General features: G+C 60.9%; 10 protein-coding genes. 3 read left to right on the top strand and 7 right to left on the bottom strand.

What is annotated here, in order from left to right; genetic code table 11:
- Positions 1–215 precede the first annotated feature (215 nt).
- The 4 genes from AC07OG_RS15680 to speB all read right to left on the bottom strand — a co-directional run bounded on the left by AC07OG_RS15680 (position 216) and on the right by speB (position 3,779).
- Positions 216–467 (bottom strand): hypothetical protein, encoded by a 252-nt coding sequence (locus tag AC07OG_RS15680; protein WP_060541323.1) that lies wholly within the window; start codon positions 465–467, stop codon positions 216–218.
- A 67-nt stretch (positions 468–534) separates the two neighbouring features.
- Positions 535–1,260 carry an MBL fold metallo-hydrolase gene (locus AC07OG_RS15675; protein ID WP_060541324.1) on the bottom strand — a complete coding sequence of 242 codons (726 nt, stop codon included), beginning with the start codon at positions 1,258–1,260 and terminating at the stop codon, positions 535–537.
- Between the two features lie 85 nt (positions 1,261–1,345).
- On the bottom strand, positions 1,346–2,725 hold the full coding sequence (locus AC07OG_RS15670; RefSeq protein WP_060541325.1) for a sodium:solute symporter family protein: 1,380 nt from the start codon (positions 2,723–2,725) through the stop codon (positions 1,346–1,348).
- A 103-nt stretch (positions 2,726–2,828) separates the two neighbouring features.
- Positions 2,829–3,779 carry an agmatinase gene (speB, locus tag AC07OG_RS15665; RefSeq protein ID WP_218425819.1) on the bottom strand — a complete coding sequence of 317 codons (951 nt, stop codon included), beginning with the start codon at positions 3,777–3,779 and terminating at the stop codon, positions 2,829–2,831.
- Positions 3,780–4,108: 329 nt separating this feature from the next.
- On the opposite strand from speB, the gene AC07OG_RS15660 reads away from it, so the two are divergent.
- Positions 4,109–5,002, top strand: a complete 894-nt coding sequence (locus AC07OG_RS15660) for a LysR family transcriptional regulator (protein WP_060541327.1) — start codon at positions 4,109–4,111, stop codon at positions 5,000–5,002.
- 2 nt (positions 5,003–5,004) lie between these two features.
- Positions 5,005–5,601 (top strand): tRNA-uridine aminocarboxypropyltransferase, encoded by a 597-nt coding sequence (locus tag AC07OG_RS15655; RefSeq protein WP_060541328.1) that lies wholly within the window; start codon positions 5,005–5,007, stop codon positions 5,599–5,601.
- 144 nt (positions 5,602–5,745) lie between these two features.
- Here the strand turns inward: AC07OG_RS15655 and AC07OG_RS15650 are convergent, their stop codons facing one another.
- From AC07OG_RS15650 to AC07OG_RS15640, 3 genes are read right to left on the bottom strand one after another with little or no spacing between them, the layout of a single operon-like run.
- Positions 5,746–7,113 carry an HlyD family type I secretion periplasmic adaptor subunit gene (locus tag AC07OG_RS15650; protein ID WP_060541329.1) on the bottom strand — a complete coding sequence of 456 codons (1,368 nt, stop codon included), beginning with the start codon at positions 7,111–7,113 and terminating at the stop codon, positions 5,746–5,748.
- Between the two features lie 9 nt (positions 7,114–7,122).
- Positions 7,123–9,282, bottom strand: coding sequence for a type I secretion system permease/ATPase (locus tag AC07OG_RS15645; protein WP_060541330.1), 2,160 nt, complete (start codon positions 9,280–9,282; stop codon positions 7,123–7,125).
- Positions 9,283–9,299: 17 nt separating this feature from the next.
- The gene (locus AC07OG_RS15640) at positions 9,300–10,658 is read right to left on the bottom strand and encodes a TolC family outer membrane protein (RefSeq protein WP_060541331.1); all 1,359 of its coding nucleotides are present in this window, start codon (positions 10,656–10,658) and stop codon (positions 9,300–9,302) included.
- A gap of 585 nt (positions 10,659–11,243) precedes the next feature.
- Here AC07OG_RS15640 and AC07OG_RS15635 point away from each other — a divergent pair.
- On the top strand, positions 11,244–17,896 hold a 6,653-nt coding region (locus tag AC07OG_RS15635), incomplete at its 3' end, for a retention module-containing protein (protein WP_495067424.1).

Below are 17,896 nucleotides of genomic sequence, written 5' to 3'. Positions count from 1 at the left end.
AGATCTTCAGAGCCACTCAGAGCTCCAAATCTTAAGACCCACTCAGATCTTCAGAGCCACTCAGAGCTCCAAATCTTCAGAGCCACTCAGAGCTTCAGTGCCACTCAGACCTCAAGTCTTCAGAGCCACTCAGAGCTACCCAATCCGCCAGTCCCCACAAAAGCAATTTACCTCCATATTCCCGGCAGCCAATACCAGCAGCTTTGTCATAGCCCTCAATCCCGTCCAATCTCCAGCAAGATCTGGCTCAAGTCATTGACCGTCCTCGCGGATTTAAGCAACCGGTCCTCTTCGGCGGTAAAGGCCGTCAGTTTCAGTTCATCCTCCAGATGGAAGATCAGCTCTTCGATATCTTCCCTGTCCAGTCCCAACTGTTCCAGACTGGTGTTGTCGTCGAAGTCACTGCGGCCGTCCAGCAGACGGCTGATGTGACGGTGCACGACGGCGCGAACGGCTTGTCTGTTCATGGCAATTCATCGTGAATGTTATTTTTTAGTCCCTGCGTGTTTTTCCTGACGATCAGTACAGCAGGCTTCAGCCGTGGCAACGCTGCCATTGGTCAATCATGTGGTGCAGGTGTTCCCCGGAAAAACTGCCGAAATGCCCGCCATGCACCGTACGGATCGACAATCCCAGCAGGCGCTGCAGGCTGCGGGTGTAGTCGTCGAGGTTGGAGTGGTAGGCGTCTTCGACCAGCGGACCGTCGTAGATGATGTCGCCACTGAACAGGGTTTGGGTCGAGGCTTCGTACAGGCAGATGCCACCCGGGGAGTGTCCCGGAGTGTGTATCACCTGTAATACCCTGTTGCCCAGATCCAGCACGTCGCCATCCTCGATCATTCCGGTGGCCGGGGCGGCCTTGACCCGGTATTCGGCGTAGCACAACGGGCAGTCCGGGTGCGCCTCGAACATGTCGTCACCGACAAATGCCCTGCTCAAGTCGTTTTCGCCATCTGGCGCAGCAAGAATTTCAGCTTCGGCGGGATGTACCAGGCGTTCGGGAAATTCGTGATGGCCGGCAATGTGATCAAAGTGGCAGTGACTGGCCACCGCCACCAGCGGCCGTTCGGTGATCCAGGGCAGTTGCTCGCGCAAGCTGACCAGGCCCGAGCCACTGTCCAGCAGCAGGTCTTTGTCGCGGCCTTGAACGTGCCACAGGTTGCAGCGGTAGAAGGGGCGGATATAGGGCTCATGAATCAGGCGGATGCCATCGCTGAGCTGTTGCACCTCGAACCACTGATCGCGGCTTACGATTTTCATGGGCGCTTTCCTGCAGGCGAAAAAAAACGAGTGTGGCAACCGACGCCACACTCGTCGAAGAAAAAGTTAAACCACTTTTTTCAGTTTAGGCGGCGCTTGCCAGTGGCAAGGGGCGGCGGGACAGCAGGCTGACCATCACGAAGCTCAAAAGGCTTACACCAAGGCTGTAGTAGATCGGAGTGTTGGCATCCAGACCGTCCTTGACCATGAACAGCAGAGCAGTGGCGAAGCCCATGCCCATGCTGGCGATGGCGCCGGCGGTGGTCGCGCGTTTCCAGAAGATCGCCCCCATCAGCGGGACCAGCATGCCACCCACCAGCAGGTTGTAGGCCAGGGTCAGGGCGCTGATCACGTCGTTCACGATCAGAGCAATTACCAGCACCACGCAGCCGGTCAACAGGGTGAACAGGCGGTTGATGGCCAGGCTCGACTGTTTGCCGCCACGCAGTTTCGGCAGCAGGTCTTCGGTCAGGGTGGTGGCAGCGGCGAGCAGGCCGGCGCTGGCGGTGGACATCATGGCGGCCAGGGCGGCGGCGATCACCAGGCCACGGATACCGTCCGGCAGGGACAGTTTCACGATAGCGGCGAAGGCGTTGTTGACGTTGTCCAGATCCGGGATCAGCACGTGAGCGGCCATGCCGATCAGGGCGCAGGCCAGGCCGTAAAGGATGCAGTAGATACCGGCTGCGGTACCGGCGACCTGGGCGACTTTGGCGGTCTTGACGGTGAACACCCGTTGCCAGATGTCCTGACCGATCAGGATGCCGAAGAAGTAGATCATGAAGTAGGTGATGATGGTGTCCCAGCCGATGGTAGTGAAGCTGAAGCTCGCCGCCGGCAGTTTCAACACCAACTCATCCCAACCGCCGACGCGGTACAGGCAGATAGGCAACAGGATGAACATCAGGCCGACAGTCTTGATGACGAACTGGACGATGTCGGTCAGGGTCAAGGACCACATGCCGCCAATGGCCGAGTAGATCACCACGACGCCGCCACCGAGCAGTACCGAAATCCAGAATGGCAGGCCGAACAGCACTTGCAGCACGGTTCCGATGGCCAGGATCGAGGTCACGCCGATCATCAGTGCGTACGCCAGCATGATCACCGCGCTCGCGGAGCGGGCCATCGGGTTGTAGCGTTTTTCCAGCACCTGGGTAACGGTGTAGATCTTCAGTTTCAGCAGCGGTTTGGCGAGGAACAGGTTCAGCGCGACGATCCCGCAACCCAGTGCCGCGCACAGCCAGAAACCGGAAATGCCATGGACGTAGCCAAGACGTACGGTGCCCACGGTGGACGCGCCACCCAGAACGGTGGCGGCCATGGTGCCCATGTACAGGCTTGGACCGAGATTGCGACCGGCGACTAAAAAGTCTTCGTTGGTCTTGGCCTTGCGCATGCCGTAGTAGCCGAGTATCAGCATCGCAGCGGCGTAGATGAGTACGACGAATAAATCCAAAGCCATGATGGCGTGTCTCCGATTGTCTTTTTTATTGTGAGGCGAAAATCAATCGCTGTGGCGCCACGAACCCATAGGTAATTCGTTGACCACAGGTAATGCGCAATCCTCAGCGGTGGACCACGCCAGGCAGTACGCAGAGCATTTCGTACAGCAGGTTGGCGGCCAGCAGTGAGGTGTTACCGGTGGTGTCGTAAGCGGGCGAGACTTCTACCAGATCACAGCCGACGAGGTCGAGGCCTTGGCAGCCGCGAACGATCTCGATTGCCTGAATGGTCGTCAGGCCGCCGATTTCCGGGGTGCCGGTGCCGGGCGCCCAGGCCGGGTCGATGCCGTCGATATCAAAGCTCAGGTACACCGGACCATTGCCGACTTTCTCGCGAACTTCGGCCATCAATGGCGCCAGGGATTTGTGCCAGCACTCTTCGGCCTGAACCACACGGAAACCCTGATTGCGGCTCCAGTTGAAGTCGTCAGCGGTGTAGCCCTGCGCGCGCAGGCCAATCTGCACCACACGCTCAGGATCCAGAAGACCTTCTTCGACGGCGCGACGGAAGGTGGTGCCGTGGGCGATTTTCTCGCCAAACATGTGATCGTTTACATCGGCGTGGGCATCGATGTGCACCAGACCGACCTTGCCGTGCTTTTTATGGATGGCACGCAGGATCGGCAGGGTGATGGTGTGGTCGCCGCCCAGCGTCAGGGGGATCACATCATGTTCGAGGATGTTGTCGTAGGATTCTTCGATGATCCGCACGGCATCCAGCAGGTTGAAGGTGTTGATCGCAATGTCACCAATATCGGCAACCGACAGCGAGTCGAACGGGGCAGCGCCGGTGGCCATGTTGTACGGGCGGATCATTACCGATTCAGCGCGGATTTCGCGAGGTCCGAAACGGGTGCCTGGGCGCAGGGAGGTACCGATGTCCAGTGGCACGCCTACGAAGGCAGCGTCCAGACCGGCAGCGGTATTCAAATGGGGGAGTCGCATCATGGTGGCGATGCCGCCGAAGCGCGGCATTTCGTTGCCGCCCAGTGGTTGGTGAAGAATCTTGTCCACGGGTAAGGCCTCATCGTCGTTTGTTTTATTTATGTCGGTTGCGCCGTTCACGGGAGGTACGGGCACCGGTTTGGGCGGATTCTGCGAAATGTAGTGGCCGGGAAGAATCGCTACGGGCAAATACTTAGTTCAGATTTTTCTAAACTAATGGCGGAGGGGGAGTTAGACTTCCCGGCTTGAGATATGCGTTGTCCGGGCGGGCCGATCGCCAGCAAGCCGGTTCCTAAAGGGTCAGCGATCATTCTGTAGGAGCCGGCTTGCTGGCGATTGGTTGCGCAGCAACCGCCCATCCGACAACGCCGACTCACTGAACAAGTTACGGAGCCCCCATGGCCAACGCTTTACCCGACCTCAAACTATTGCGCATCTTCGTCAGCGTGGTGCGCCATCAGGGTTTTGCCAACGCCCAGCAGGAGCTCAACCTCTCAACGTCGGCCATCAGCACTTACATGAGTCAGCTCGAAGGCGCGCTGGGCCTGGTCCTGTGCCATCGCGGCCGGGGTGGTTTCAGCCTGACCAGCAAGGGCGAGCTGTTTCATCAGGAAACCTTGCGGCTGCTGGGTGAGCTGGAAGGGTTCGAACAGTACGCCGCCGCCCTCAAGGGCGAGTTGCGCGGCACGCTGAACCTGGGGGTGATCGACTCCACCGTCAGCGACAAGGCCTTGCCCTTTGCCGAAGCTATCGGCGCCTACAGCCAGGAGCACCCGGCCGTGCACTTGCACCTGTCGGTGATGAGCCCTTACGAATTGCAGCTGGGCGTGCAGGACAATCGCCTCGACCTGGCCATCGGTGCGTTTTCCACGCGTATGAGTGGTCTGGTGTACATGCCGCTGTACCGCGAACAGCACTGGTTGTATTGCAGCAGCCGTCATCCGCTGTTCAACGAGCGGCGCATTCCCGAGCAGGTCATTACCCAGCAGCGCATGGTCGGGCGCGGCTACTGGAGTCAGGCCGAACTGGCTCGCCACGGCTTCAAGCACAGTGCCGCCACCGTGGAAAGTATGGAGGCGCAGTTGATCCTGGTGTTGTCCGGCGCCTACATCGGCTACCTGCCTGAGCACTATGCCCAGTCTTGGGCGGACAAGGGCGATTTGCGCGTATTGCTGCCGGCGACTTTCGGCTATCAGGCGCCATTTTCGATGATCATGCGCCGTGGTCGCAGCCGTGAGCCGCTGATCCAGACCTTCCGCGATTTGCTCAAAGCCCAACTGAACCAGGCCTGACGATGTCCAGAATTGAATGCCCCCGTTGCCTGCGCCCACAAAGCCATTGCCTGTGCCCGCTGATCCCGAGCCTCGACAGCCGCACCCGGGTGTTGCTGTTGCAACATCCCAGTGAAGTGAGTCATGCCTTGAATACCGCGCGCCTGGCCGCGTGGGGCTTGAACAATGCCGAGCTGATCGTGGGCGAGGTGTTCGAGGATCTGCCAAGGCTGTTGAATCAGCCGGGGTATCAGGCGCGATTGTTGTTTCCCGGTGAGGATGCGCAACCCATGCAGGCCTATGGCGCCACGAGTGAGCCACTGTTGCTGGTGGTCCCTGACGGCACCTGGCGCAAGGCGCGCAAGATGCTGCACCTCAATCCGCTGCTGGCCGCGTTACCCAGGGTGACGCTGGCTGAAGGCGGCGTGTCCCGTTATCGACTGCGCAAGGCACCAGGACCGGGGGCGCTGTCGACGGTGGAGGCGATTGTGCAGGCGCTGGAAAGCCTTGAGGCGCCAGCTTCTTTTGCGCCGTTGCTCAAGCCTTTCGAAGCATTGATCGAGGGGCAGATTGCGGCGATGGGGGAGGAGGTTTTTCAGCGTAATCATGGGCCGAAATAGTCGGCGCTTTTGCTGACCCCTTCGCGGGCAAGCCCGCTCCCACAGGTTTTTCGTGTTCACAGTGTTTGTGTACGACACGGACACTGCGGGAGCGAGGATGCTCGCGATGCCGGTGGAACGATCACAAGAGATCCTGAATAGTGACTAGCGCTCGCGCATCGCCTCGGTCCGCGCTTTCAACACCGGCTTGAGCAGGTAATCCAGCACCGTCTTCTCCCCGGTAATGATGTCCACCGTCGCCACCATCCCTGGAATGATCAGCAGCGGTTTCGCGTCCCCGCCCAAGTGGTTTTTGTCGGTGCGCACCTGAATCAGGTAGAAGCTGTTGCCCTTGTCATCGGTGATGGTGTCGGCGCCGATCAGTTCCAGCTTCGCGCTCAGGCCGCCGTAGATCGTGTAGTCGTAGGCGCTGAATTTGACCATGGCTTTCTGGCCCGGATGCAGGAACGCTACGTCCTGTGGGCGCACCTTGGCTTCGATCAGCAGGTTGTCTTCCAGCGGCACGATCTCCACCATGTCGCTGCCCGGCTGGACCACGCCACCGATGGTATTGACCTTCAGCACCTTGATGATCCCGTGTACCGGTGAAACCACCGTGGTGCGTGTCACGCGGTCATCGATAGCGATGCTCGATGCCGTTATTTTCGACAGGTCGGTGCGTTTCTCATTCAATTCTTTCGCCGCTTCCGAGCGAAAGGTCTGTTCCGACTCATCGATCTTGCTCTTGATTTCGTTGATCGCCGATTCGGCCCGGGGAATAGCCAGGGTCGTGGCGTTCAGCGAGCCGCGAATCTCCACCGCGCTGCGTTTGAGGCGCAGGATCTCCACCGGCGACACCGCCCCGGTGCCCACCAGTGGCGTGGACATGTTCATCTCTTGCTGCAACAACGCGAGGCTGGAACTGAACTGCCCCTGTTTCGACCTGAACTCCGCCAGCTCCTGGGTTTTTTGCCGAAGTTGTTCGCTCAATGTCCTCTGTTCGCTGGCCAGTCGACGTTGCCGTTGCTCATACAGCGAGCGCTCGTCTTCGGCCACTTGCGGGGCTTTGGCGATAACTTCTTCTGACAGCTTGAAGGGGCGGCCCTCGGCTTCGGCGGAGAGCCGTTCGACCTGCGCGGTCAGGGCATAACGATCGGCTTCGCTTTCACCCTTGTTCGACAGGTAGCGGGTGTCATCCAGGCGCAGCAAAGTATCGCCCTTGTTCACCATTTGCCCTTCGCGTACGAAGATTTCAGTGACGATGCCGCCCTCCAGGTTCTGGATCACTTGCACCTTGCTCGACGGGATCGCCTTGCCTTCGCCCATGGTGACTTCCTGCAGCACGGCGAATTTGGCCCAGACGAGCGCACTGACAATCAGCCCGGCCGCCAGCCACACGGTGATGCGCGACCCGCGCGGGGAGTCCTGCAACGAAGCGCCGGCGGTTTCCGGCATGAATTCGGTTTCGGCACTTTTGCTGAAACTGTCGAAGTAGCCACGTGCTTTTGACGTGACAGGCGGGGAGTCAGACATGGACCACTCCTAGACAGCCGCAGAGCCGACGCGGCCCTTGCGCAGTGCATCGATGACCGATTCTTTCGGCCCGTCGGCGACGATCCTTCCGTTGTCCAGCACCACCAACCGATCTACCAGGCTGAGCATCGAGGTGCGGTGCGTGACCAGCAGGATGGTTTTGCCCTGCACCCAGCCGTGGAGTTTTTGCCGCAGGACGTCTTCGCTGCTGTTGTCCATGGCGCTGGTGGGTTCGTCGAGCAGCATGATCGGCGGGTCGAGCAACAATGCCCGGGCCAGCAATACCGCCTGACGCTGGCCGCCGGACAGCAGTTGTCCGCGCTCGCCCACGGGCCGGTCGAAGCCCTGCGGGTGTTGCCGGGCCAGTTCAGTGACGCCGGTGAGTTCCGCGACTTCGAGCATGCGTGCATCGCTGATGTAGCGCGCACCGAGGGTCAGGTTGTCGCGCAGGCTGCCGGCCAGCAGCGGAAGGTCATGGGCGACATAGCCGATCTGATGGCGCAGGTCGGCGACGTCCAGTTGCCGCAGGTCCAGGCCATCGAGCAGCAGTTGGCCTTCATCCGGTTCGTAGAAACCCATTACCAGGCGGGCCAGGGTGCTTTTGCCGGAGCCGCTGCGGCCGATGATGCCGATACGTTCGCCGGGTTTGACGCTGAAACTGACATTGCCCAGCGCCGGAGCGCTCTGGCCGTTGTAGTGGAAGGTCACGCCAACGACATCCAGCCCGCCTTGCAGTTGCGTGCGCTCCAGTGGCCGTTGTCTGGCGTCGCGCTCCTGGGGCAGGCCCATCAGCGCGTCGGTGCTCTTCATGGTCAGTTGTGCTTGCTGGTAGCGCGTGATCAGTCCGGCGATCTGTCCCAGGGGCGAAAGTACCCGACTGCCGAGCATGTAGGTCGCCACCAGCGCGCCGACGCTGAGGTTGCCGGCGATGATGCTGTAGACCCCGGCGACGATGGTCGCCATGCCGGAGAACTGCTGGATGAACAGCGTGCCGTTGGTCGCCAGGGCCGAGAGATTACGGGCGTGGCTGTCGAGGCGGGTGAGGGCGCCGTGGGTGCTTTCCCATTTATGCTGGCGCTCGCTTTCAGCGCTACAGGCCTTGAGGGTTTCCAGGCCACTGAGGGTTTCAATCAGTAGCGCCTGGCGTTCGGCGCCGAGGCTGAGGCTTTTCTGTACCGTGTCGCGCAGGCGCGCCTGAATCACCATGGCGAAGATGATGGTGATCGGAAACGCCAGCACCGGGATCACCACCAGCCAGCCGCCGAGCAGTCCGATCACCACCAGCATCAGCAGGGCGAAGGGCAGGTCGATCAGGCTGGTGAGGGTCACGGCGGTAAGAAATTCGCGCAGGCCCTGGAAGTCATGAATGCTCTGGGCGAATCCGCCGATGGTGGCCGGCCGGGCTTTCATCGCCATGCCGGTGATGCGCTCGAACAGGGTCGCCGACAGGATCACGTCGGTTTTCTTGCCGGCAGTGTCGAGCAAATGCGCGCGCACCACCCGCAGCACCAGTTCGAAAGCGGTACCGATCAGCAGACCGATAGCCAATACCCACAAGGTCGAGGTGGCCTGGTTGGGCACCACGCGGTCGTAGGTCTGCATCACGAACAGCGGCACCATCAGGCCCAGCAGGTTGATCAGGAAACTTGCCAGGATCGCGTCACTGTACAGCCATTTCGACAGTTTCAGCGTATCGCGGAACCAGGCCTGGACCCGCGGCACCAGAGGCGAGCGCAGGTCTTCGAGTTCATGGCGTGGCCGGGCGAACAAGGCCTGGCCACTGTAGTTTGTGGCGAGTTCCTCGGGGCTTATCCACTGTTCGCCACCGTCGGCCTCGCTGGGCAGGATCAGTACCTGGCCATCTTCGCCGTAACGGCGCAATACCGCGGTACGACCGTTGTTGAGCAACAGGAGCACGGGCAGGTTGAGCGGGGAGATGTCTTTGAGGTCGCGACGCAGCAAACGCGCCTGCAAACCAGCCCGGGCTGCTGCGCGTGGCAGCAGCTCCAGGCTCAGGCGTTGGTGTGCCATTGGCAGCCCGGCACTCAGGCTGGCGCGACTGACCGTCGCGCCGTGGAGTTTGCAGAGGATCAGCAGGCCATCCAGAAGCGGATCATCGAAGCTCAGGCGCGGATCGACACCGGTGTTGCCGGGTTCCATGCTGGTCACATTGATCGCTCCGTGGACTACTTCATTTCAGGCAAACGGGCTTCGTTCTTCACTTCGGTCTGGGCAATCGCATCGGCGGGCAGTACCACCCGTTGCTTGCTCAGCAACTGGCCCATGTTCGCCAGTACACGGTACATCGAATACTCTTCGGTGTAGCGCACTTCTGTGTAGCGACGGTTGGCGTTGTAAAGCTCGTTTTCACTGTCCAGCAGGTCGAGCAGGGTCCGTTGGCCGAGGCCGAACTGATCCTGGTACGCCACGCGCACGCGCTTACTGGTATCGGCGTATTCGCGGGCGGTCGGGGTTTGCTTCTTGGCGTTGACCATGGCGTTCCAGGCCAGGTGAATGTTTTCGTTGAGTTGGCGCAGGGCATTGTTGCGGATGTCCATGGCCTGGTTGATCTTGTGCGCGTCGGAAGCCAGGCGTGCCTTGTCGCTGCCGCCGCGGAACAGGTTGTAGTTCATTACCACGCCGACCCGCCATTCGTTGTCATGGCCTTCTTCGCCCCCGATGTTGTTGTTTGCGCCCACTGCGGCCTCGGCGTCGAAGCGCGGATAGAATGGCGACTTGGCGACTTCGTACTGGCTCTCGGCGGATTGCACGTCGGCCTGGGCGGATTTCAGGTATGGGTTGTTTTCAACCATGCTCTGCTGGGCTTCCGGCAGGGAGCCTGGCAGCTCGCCGCGGATCGAGGGCGGGACTTCGAGTTCATCCGGCAAGCGTCCCACGACGCTGTAGAAATTCGACTCGGCGTCGGCCAGATCGACCTGAGCGGTGTCTAGGTTGTTTTCCGCCAACGCCCGACGGGCGGTGGACTGGTCGGCGTCGGCGTTGCTGCCCACACCGCGCTGGGTACGCAGGCCGATCTGATCGTTGACCCGCAAATGCGCCTGCAGGTTGTTCGTGGCCAGGGTCACCAGTTCACGACGCTTGAGCACTTCCAGATAGACCTCGGTGGTGCGCAGCGCCAGATCCTGGGCGGTACCCTGAGCGTAATAGGCCCGGGAGTTGACCACGCCTTTGGTGCGCTCGACTTCGTTGGCGGTATTGAACCCGTCGAAGAGCATTTGCCGCAGGCGCAGTTCCGACTGGGTGTAATTGAGAATTTCGGTGTGGTGATTGCCAAGTGCCCGGGTATTGGTGTTATCGCTGTAGCCGCGCCCGTAGCCGGCATTCAGGTCTACTGACGGATAAAAGCCCCCCTTGGCGACTTTCACGTCTTCGTCGGCCGACAGACGGCCGTCGACCCGTGAGGCGAGTTCCGGATGGGTCGCGATGGTGCTCTGGATCGCGTCGGTCAACGACATGGCGTGAGCCTGGTTCGTGCAGGCCATGGCCAAAAGAACCGCGCTGCAGAGGGGGGTTAAAAGGCGCATGGGTGCATCTCCCTGATAACTGATGGCGCTTTCTGAGTCGCCAAATATTTGACGACATTTATAGGTAAAACCGTTTCATGCTTGTAACAACACAGCTAAGAACATTCTAGAGCATAGCTAAGAAATATTTTTCATAAGGCTTATGCCAAAAAAAACTTATGCGCTCCGTAAAATCCAGCACATTGTTCAATACGAAAGCCTTTGATTTATGAGCTTTAGGGCGCTCATCGAGGGTTTAAGGAAAGTTCCAATCCACTTATCGACAGAGGGCGGAGAACTGCTAGAGGGGAGGGACGCGTCGATCTATTGGTGACGGTTTTTTGTCACTTGAGTGGTTCAAGATCGTTACGCTTTGCTCGCAGACGAACTGTCGCGGACTGGATCAGATCCCATTGATTGCATGGGATTTTTCCCGAACCGCAGACGTCATCGGTGAGTGACCGGCTGGGCGCGATTGTCGCCAGGGCCCCGGTTTACGTCAGGTAACCGGCACCCTGGAGAATCCACCAGTCTCCCGTTTGAGCCATGAGCACGTTTTTCGCACAAACAGGATGCCGACAGCGGTTGGCAGCGGAGGAAGTGCACATGGCTACGCTCATCGGAATCGTCAGTAAGGTCATTGGTCAGGTATTCGCCGTGGCGAGCGATGGCACGCGGCGCGCTTTGGTCGAGGGCGACCGATTGTTCGCTGGTGATCAACTGAACACTGGCGCTGAAGGCGCGGTGGCAGTGCATCTGCAAAATGGCCAGGAGCTGACGCTCGGTCGTGGCAGTAGCCTGCAGATGACGCCCCAGTTGCTCGCGAACCAGACGCCACATGTGCAGACGCCGGAAGCAGTGACGCCCAGCGAGGCGCAACTGACTGATGTCGAGCAACTGCAAAAAGCCATTGCGGCCGGTGATGACCCGACCCAAACTGCTGAAGCCACTGCAGCCGGGCCAACCGGAACACCGAGCGGGACACCGGGTGGTGCACAGGGCGGTGGTCATAGTTTTGTGATGCTCGAAGAAGTGGGTGGCAGGGTTGATCCGACTCTCGGTTTTCCTACCGCCGGCTTCAATGGCATTCCGCAGATAACCCTGGAGCGCCTGGCCGGGGACCCGGATAACAATCTCCCAGCGCCTGACGCGCCAGTGGTTCCAGTGGTTCCGGATGTGCCGGATAACCCGGTTACCCTTGACGGGCTCTCAGTGCAGAACGGCGAGCTGAGCGTCGATGAAGCCAGCCTGGACGATGGTTCGGCGAGGAATCCGGGGGCGCTCATCCAAAGCGGCACGTTCACCGTCACGGCCGCGGACGGGCTGACCAGTCTGAGCGTCGGCGGTATCAATGTGGTCAGCGGCGGTGTGGCCGCCGGTTTTCCGCAAAGCATCACTACGCCTTTGGGCAGCACCCTGACGATCACCGGTTACGATCCGGTCACCGGGGTAGTCAGTTACAGCTACACCCTCAATGGTAGTGAAACCCACGCCAGCGGTGATGGCACCAACAGTCTCGGCGAACAGTTCACCGTGGTGGCCAGCGACAGCAATGGCGATAGCGCCACAGGGGCGCTGGACGTCAGCATCACCGACGACGTGCCCCAGGCGATCGACGACAGCAATGGCATCGCCTCGCAAACCTTGCTGACCCTCAACGGCAATGTGCTGACCAACGATGTACAAGGCGCCGACCGCGTTCCTGTCGGCGACAATGCCGGACCGATCACTCCCGGCACCTTTATCGGTACTTACGGCACCCTGGTGCTCAATGCCAACGGGACTTACACCTATACCCTGAACACCTCTGACGCCGACTTCAACGCCCTGCACGGCGGCGGCAATGGAACAGAGACCTTCACCTACACCCTGACCGACGCAGACGGCGACACCAGTTCCGCCAACCTGGTGTTGCAGATCCAGAACAACGATGACACGGTGACCATCGGCGGCCTGAACGTTGCCGGCGGCGAACTCACCGTCTTCGAGAAAAACCTTGTCGACGGCAGTGCACCGGATACCAATGCCCTGACCCAGAACGGCACCTTTACCATCACAGCGCTGGACGGTGTGACGACCCTGACGGTGGGCGGCATTGCCGTGGTCACCAACGGCGTGGCGGCGGGCTTCCCGCAATCAGCGGTCACTCCATTGGGCAGCACCCTGACCATCACCGGGTTCAATGCCACTACCGGCGTGGTCAGCTACAGCTACACCCTCACCGATAACGAAGCGCACCCGACCGCCAACGGCGCCAACACGTTGTCCGAGCAATTCGCCGTGACCGTGGTCGATGACAACGGCACCACCGCTAACGCGAGCCTCGACGTCAACGTCGTCGACGACCTGCCTACTGGCGTGAACGACAGCAATGCGAGTACTGCCTCGGAAACCCTGCTGACCCTCAACGGCAATGTGCTGACCAACGACGTGCAAGGCGCCGACCGTGTACCGACCAGCGAAAATGCCGGGCCGATCACCCCCGGCACCTTCACCGGCACCTACGGCACCCTGGTGCTCAATGCCAACGGGACTTACACCTATACCCTGAACACCTCTGACGCCGACTTCAACGCCCTGCACGGCGGCGGCAATGGAACAGAGACCTTCACCTACACCCTGACCGACGCAGACGGCGACACCAGTTCCGCCAACCTGGTGTTGCAGATCCAGAACAACGATGACACGGTGACCATCGGCGGCCTGAACGTTGCCGGCGGCGAACTCACCGTCTTCGAGAAAAACCTTGTCGACGGCAGTGCACCGGATACCAATGCCCTGACCCAGAACGGCACCTTTACCATCACAGCGCTGGACGGTGTGACGACCCTGACGGTGGGTGGCATTGCCGTGGTCACCAATGGCGTGGCGGCGGGCTTCCCGCAATCGGCAGTCACCCCGTTGGGTAGCACCCTGACCATCACCGGGTTCAATGCCACCACCGGCGTGGTCAGCTACAGCTACACCCTCACCGATAACGAAGCGCACCCAACCGCCAACGGCGCCAACACGTTGTCCGAGCAATTCGCCGTGACAGTGGTAGACGACAATGGCACCACTGCCAACGCCAGCCTCGATGTCAACGTTGTCGACGACCTGCCTGCCGGGGTGAACGACAGCAATGCGAGTACCGCCTCGGAGACCTTGCTGACCCTCAATGGCAATGTGCTGAGCAACGACGTGCAGGGCGCTGACCGCGTATCTGTCGGTGAGAACACTGGACCGATTACCCCCGGCACCTTCAACGGCACTTACGGCACCCTGGTGCTCAATGCTAACGGCACTTACACCTACACCCTGAACACCACTGACGCCGATTTCAAAGCCTTGCACGGCGGCGGCAACGGGACAGAGTCCTTCACCTACACACTGACCGACGCCGACGGCGACACCAGCACCGCCAACCTGGTGCTGCAGATCCAGAACAACGATGACACGGTGACCATCGGTGGCCTGGACGTTGCCGGTGGCGAACTCACCGTCTTCGAGAAAAACCTTGGCGACGGCAGCGCTACAGATACCAGCGCCCTGACTCAGAACGGAACGTTCACTATCACCGCGCTGGACGGTGTGACAACCCTGACGGTGGGCGGTATTGCCGTGGTCACCAATGGCGTGGCGGCGGGCTTCCCGCAATCAGCGGTCACTCCGTTGGGCAGCACCCTGACCATCACCGGGTTCAATGCCACTACCGGCGTGGTCAGCTACAGCTACACCCTCACCGATAACGAAGCGCATCCAACGGCTAACGGCGCCAACACCTTGTCCGAGCAATTCGCCGTGACCGTGGTCGATGACAACGGCACCACCGCCAATGCCAGTCTCGACGTCAACGTTTTGGACGACCTGCCTGCCGGGGTGAATGACAGTAACGCGAGTACTGCCTCGGAAACCCTGCTGACCCTCAATGGCAACGTGCTGACCAACGACGTGCAAGGCGCGGACCGGGTACCGACTGGCGAAAACGCCGGCCCGATCACCCCCGGCACCTTCAACGGCACCTACGGCACCCTGGTACTCAATGCCAACGGCACCTACACCTACACCCTCAACACCACGGACGCCGACTTCAAAGCCCTGCACGGCGGTGGTGACGGCAGCGAAAGCTTCCAGTACACCATCACCGACGCGGACGGCGACACCAGCACCGCCAACCTGGTGCTGCAGATCCACAACAACGACGACACCGTGACCATCGGCGGCCTGGACGTTGGCGGAGGCGAACTCACCGTCTTCGAGAAAAACCTTGGCGACGGCAGTGCACCGGATACCAATGCCCTGACCCAGAACGGCACCTTTACCATCACAGCGCTGGACGGTGTGACAACCCTGACGGTGGGCGGTATTGCCGTGGTCACCAATGGCGTGGCGGCGGGCTTCCCGCAATCAGCGGTCACTCCGTTGGGCAGCACCCTGACCATCACCGGGTTCAATGCCACTACCGGCGTGGTCAGCTACAGCTACACCCTCACCGATAACGAAGCGCATCCAACGGCTAACGGCGCCAACACCTTGTCCGAGCAATTCGCCGTGACCGTGGTCGATGACAACGGCACCACCGCCAATGCCAGTCTCGACGTCAACGTTGTGGACGACCTGCCTGCCGGGGTGAATGACAGTAACGCGAGTACTGCCTCGGAAACCCTGCTGACCCTCAACGGCAATGTGCTGACCAACGACGTGCAAGGCGCCGACCGTGTACCGACCGGCGAAAATGCCGGCCCGATCACCCCCGGCACCTTCGCCGGCACCTACGGCACCCTGGTACTCAACGCCAACGGCACCTACACCTACACCCTGAACACCACTGACGCCGACTTCAAAGCCCTGCACGGCGGTGGTGACGGCAGCGAGACCTTCCAATACACCATCACCGACGCGGACGGCGACACCAGCACCGCCAATCTGGTGCTGCAGATCCACAACAACGACGACACCGTCACTCTCGACGGCCTGAACGTCTACGGTGGCGAACTGACCGTCTACGAGAAAAACCTCAGCGACGGCAGCAACCCAGCCACCTCGGCGCTGACCCAGAGCGGCACCTTCACTGTGACGGCGCTGGACGGCCTGCAAACCCTGACCGTCGGCGGCATCGCCGTGGTCACCAACGGCGTGGCGGCAGGCTTCCCGCAATCGGCACCCACCCCGTTGGGCAGCACCCTGACCATCACCGGTTACAACCCGGCCACGGGCGTGATCAGCTACAGCTACACCCTGGTCGATAACGAAACCCACCCGAACGCCAACGGCGCCAACAGCGTCGTCGAGAACTTCAGCGTCGTCGCTACCGACACCGATGGAGACAGTGCGACCGGGCAGATCAACGTCAACATCGTCGACGACCTGCCGAAGGGCGTAAACGACAGCAACGGCACCGCCTCTGAATCCCTGCTGAGCCTCAGTGGCAATGTGCTGACCAACGATGTGCAAGGCGCCGACCGTGTACCGACCGGCGAAAATGCCGGCCCGATCACCCCCGGCACCTTTAACGGCACTTATGGCACCCTGGTGTTGAATGCCAACGGCACCTACACCTACACCCTCAACACCACGGACGCCGACTTCAAAGCCCTGCACGGCGGTGGTGACGGCAGCGAAAGCTTCCAATACACCATCACCGACGCGGACGGCGACACCAGCACCGCCAACCTGGTGCTGCAGATCCACAACAACGACGACACCGTCACTCTCGACGGCCTGAACGTCTACGGTGGCGAACTGACCGTCTACGAGAAAAACCTCAGCGACGGCAGCAACCCAGCCACCTCGGCGCTGACCCAGAGCGGCACCTTCACTGTGACGGCGCTGGACGGCCTGCAAACCCTGACCGTCGGCGGCATCGCCGTGGTCACCAACGGCGTGGCGGCAGGCTTCCCGCAATCGGCACCCACCCCGTTGGGCAGCACCCTGACCATCACCGGTTACAACCCGGCCACGGGCGTGATCAGCTACAGCTACACCCTGGTCGATAACGAAACCCACCCGAACGCCAACGGCGCCAACAGCGTCGTCGAGAACTTCAGCGTCGTCGCTACCGACACCGATGGCGACAGTGCAACCGGGCAGATCAACGTCAACATCGTCGACGACCTGCCGAAGGGCGTAAACGACAGCAACGGCACCGCCTCTGAATCCCTGCTGAGCCTCAGTGGCAATGTGCTGACCAACGATGTGCAAGGCGCCGACCGTGTACCGACCGGCGAAAATGCCGGCCCGATCACCCCCGGCACCTTTAACGGCACCTACGGCACCCTGGTGTTGAATGCCAACGGCACTTACACCTACACCCTGAACACCACGGACGCCGACTTCAAAGCCCTGCACGGCGGCGGCGACGGCAGCGAAAGCTTCCAATACACCATCACCGACGCGGACGGCGACACCAGCACCGCCAACCTGGTGCTGCAGATCCACAACAACGACGATACCGTGACCCTCGACGGCCTGAACGTCTACGGTGGAGAGCTGACCGTCTACGAGAAAAACCTCAGCGACGGCAGCAACCCAGCCCCCCTGGCGCTGACCCAGAGCGGCACCTTCACCGTGACGGCGCTGGACGGCCTGCAAACCCTGACCGTCGGCGGCATCGCCGTGGTCACCAACGGCGTGGCGGCGGGCTTCCCGCAATCGGCACCTACCCCGTTGGGCAGCACCCTGACCATCACCGGTTACAACCCGGCCACGGGCGTGATCAGCTACAGCTACACCCTGGTCGATAACGAAACCCACCCGAACGCCAACGGCGCCAACAGCGTCGTCGAGAACTTCAGCGTCGTCGCCACCGACACCGATGGCGACAGTGCGACCGGGCAGATCAACGTCAACATCGTCGACGACCTGCCGAAGGGCGTAAACGACAGCAACGGCACCGCCTCGGAAACCCTGCTGACCCTCAATGGCAACGTGCTGACCAACGACGTGCAAGGCGCGGACCGGGTACCGACTGGCGAAAACGCCGGCCCGATCACCCCCGGCACCTTCAACGGCACCTACGGCACCCTGGTACTCAATGCCAACGGCACTTACACCTACACCCTGAACACCACGGACGCCGACTTCAAAGCCCTGCACGGCGGCGGTGACGGCAGCGAGACCTTCCAATACACCATCACCGACGCAGACGGCGACACCAGCACCGCCAACCTGGTGCTGCAGATCCACAACAACGACGACACCGTCACCCTCGACGGCCTGAACGTCTATGGCGGAGAACTGACCGTCTACGAGAAAAACCTCAGCGACGGCAGCAACCCAGC

The sequence above is a fragment of the Pseudomonas sp. GW821-FHT09H03 genome (assembly GCF_059415945.1).
The sequence above is the reverse complement of the archived record's forward strand: the minus strand, read 5'-3'. Positions and strand labels throughout refer to the sequence as shown.

Bases quoted from the DNA above. Each gene is read 5' to 3' on its own strand.
- AC07OG_RS15655 (WP_060541328.1), top strand. From the start codon at position 5,005: ATGTCCAGAATTGAATGCCCCCGTTGCCTGCGCCCACAAAGCCATTGC.
- AC07OG_RS15680 (WP_060541323.1), bottom strand. From the start codon at position 467: ATGAACAGACAAGCCGTTCGCGCCGTCGTGCACCGTCACATCAGCCGT.
- AC07OG_RS15660 (WP_060541327.1), top strand. From the start codon at position 4,109: ATGGCCAACGCTTTACCCGACCTCAAACTATTGCGCATCTTCGTCAGC.
- AC07OG_RS15640 (WP_060541331.1), bottom strand. From the start codon at position 10,658: ATGCGCCTTTTAACCCCCCTCTGCAGCGCGGTTCTTTTGGCCATGGCC.
- AC07OG_RS15650 (WP_060541329.1), bottom strand. From the start codon at position 7,113: ATGTCTGACTCCCCGCCTGTCACGTCAAAAGCACGTGGCTACTTCGAC.
- AC07OG_RS15670 (WP_060541325.1), bottom strand. From the start codon at position 2,725: ATGGCTTTGGATTTATTCGTCGTACTCATCTACGCCGCTGCGATGCTG.
- AC07OG_RS15675 (WP_060541324.1), bottom strand. From the start codon at position 1,260: ATGAAAATCGTAAGCCGCGATCAGTGGTTCGAGGTGCAACAGCTCAGC.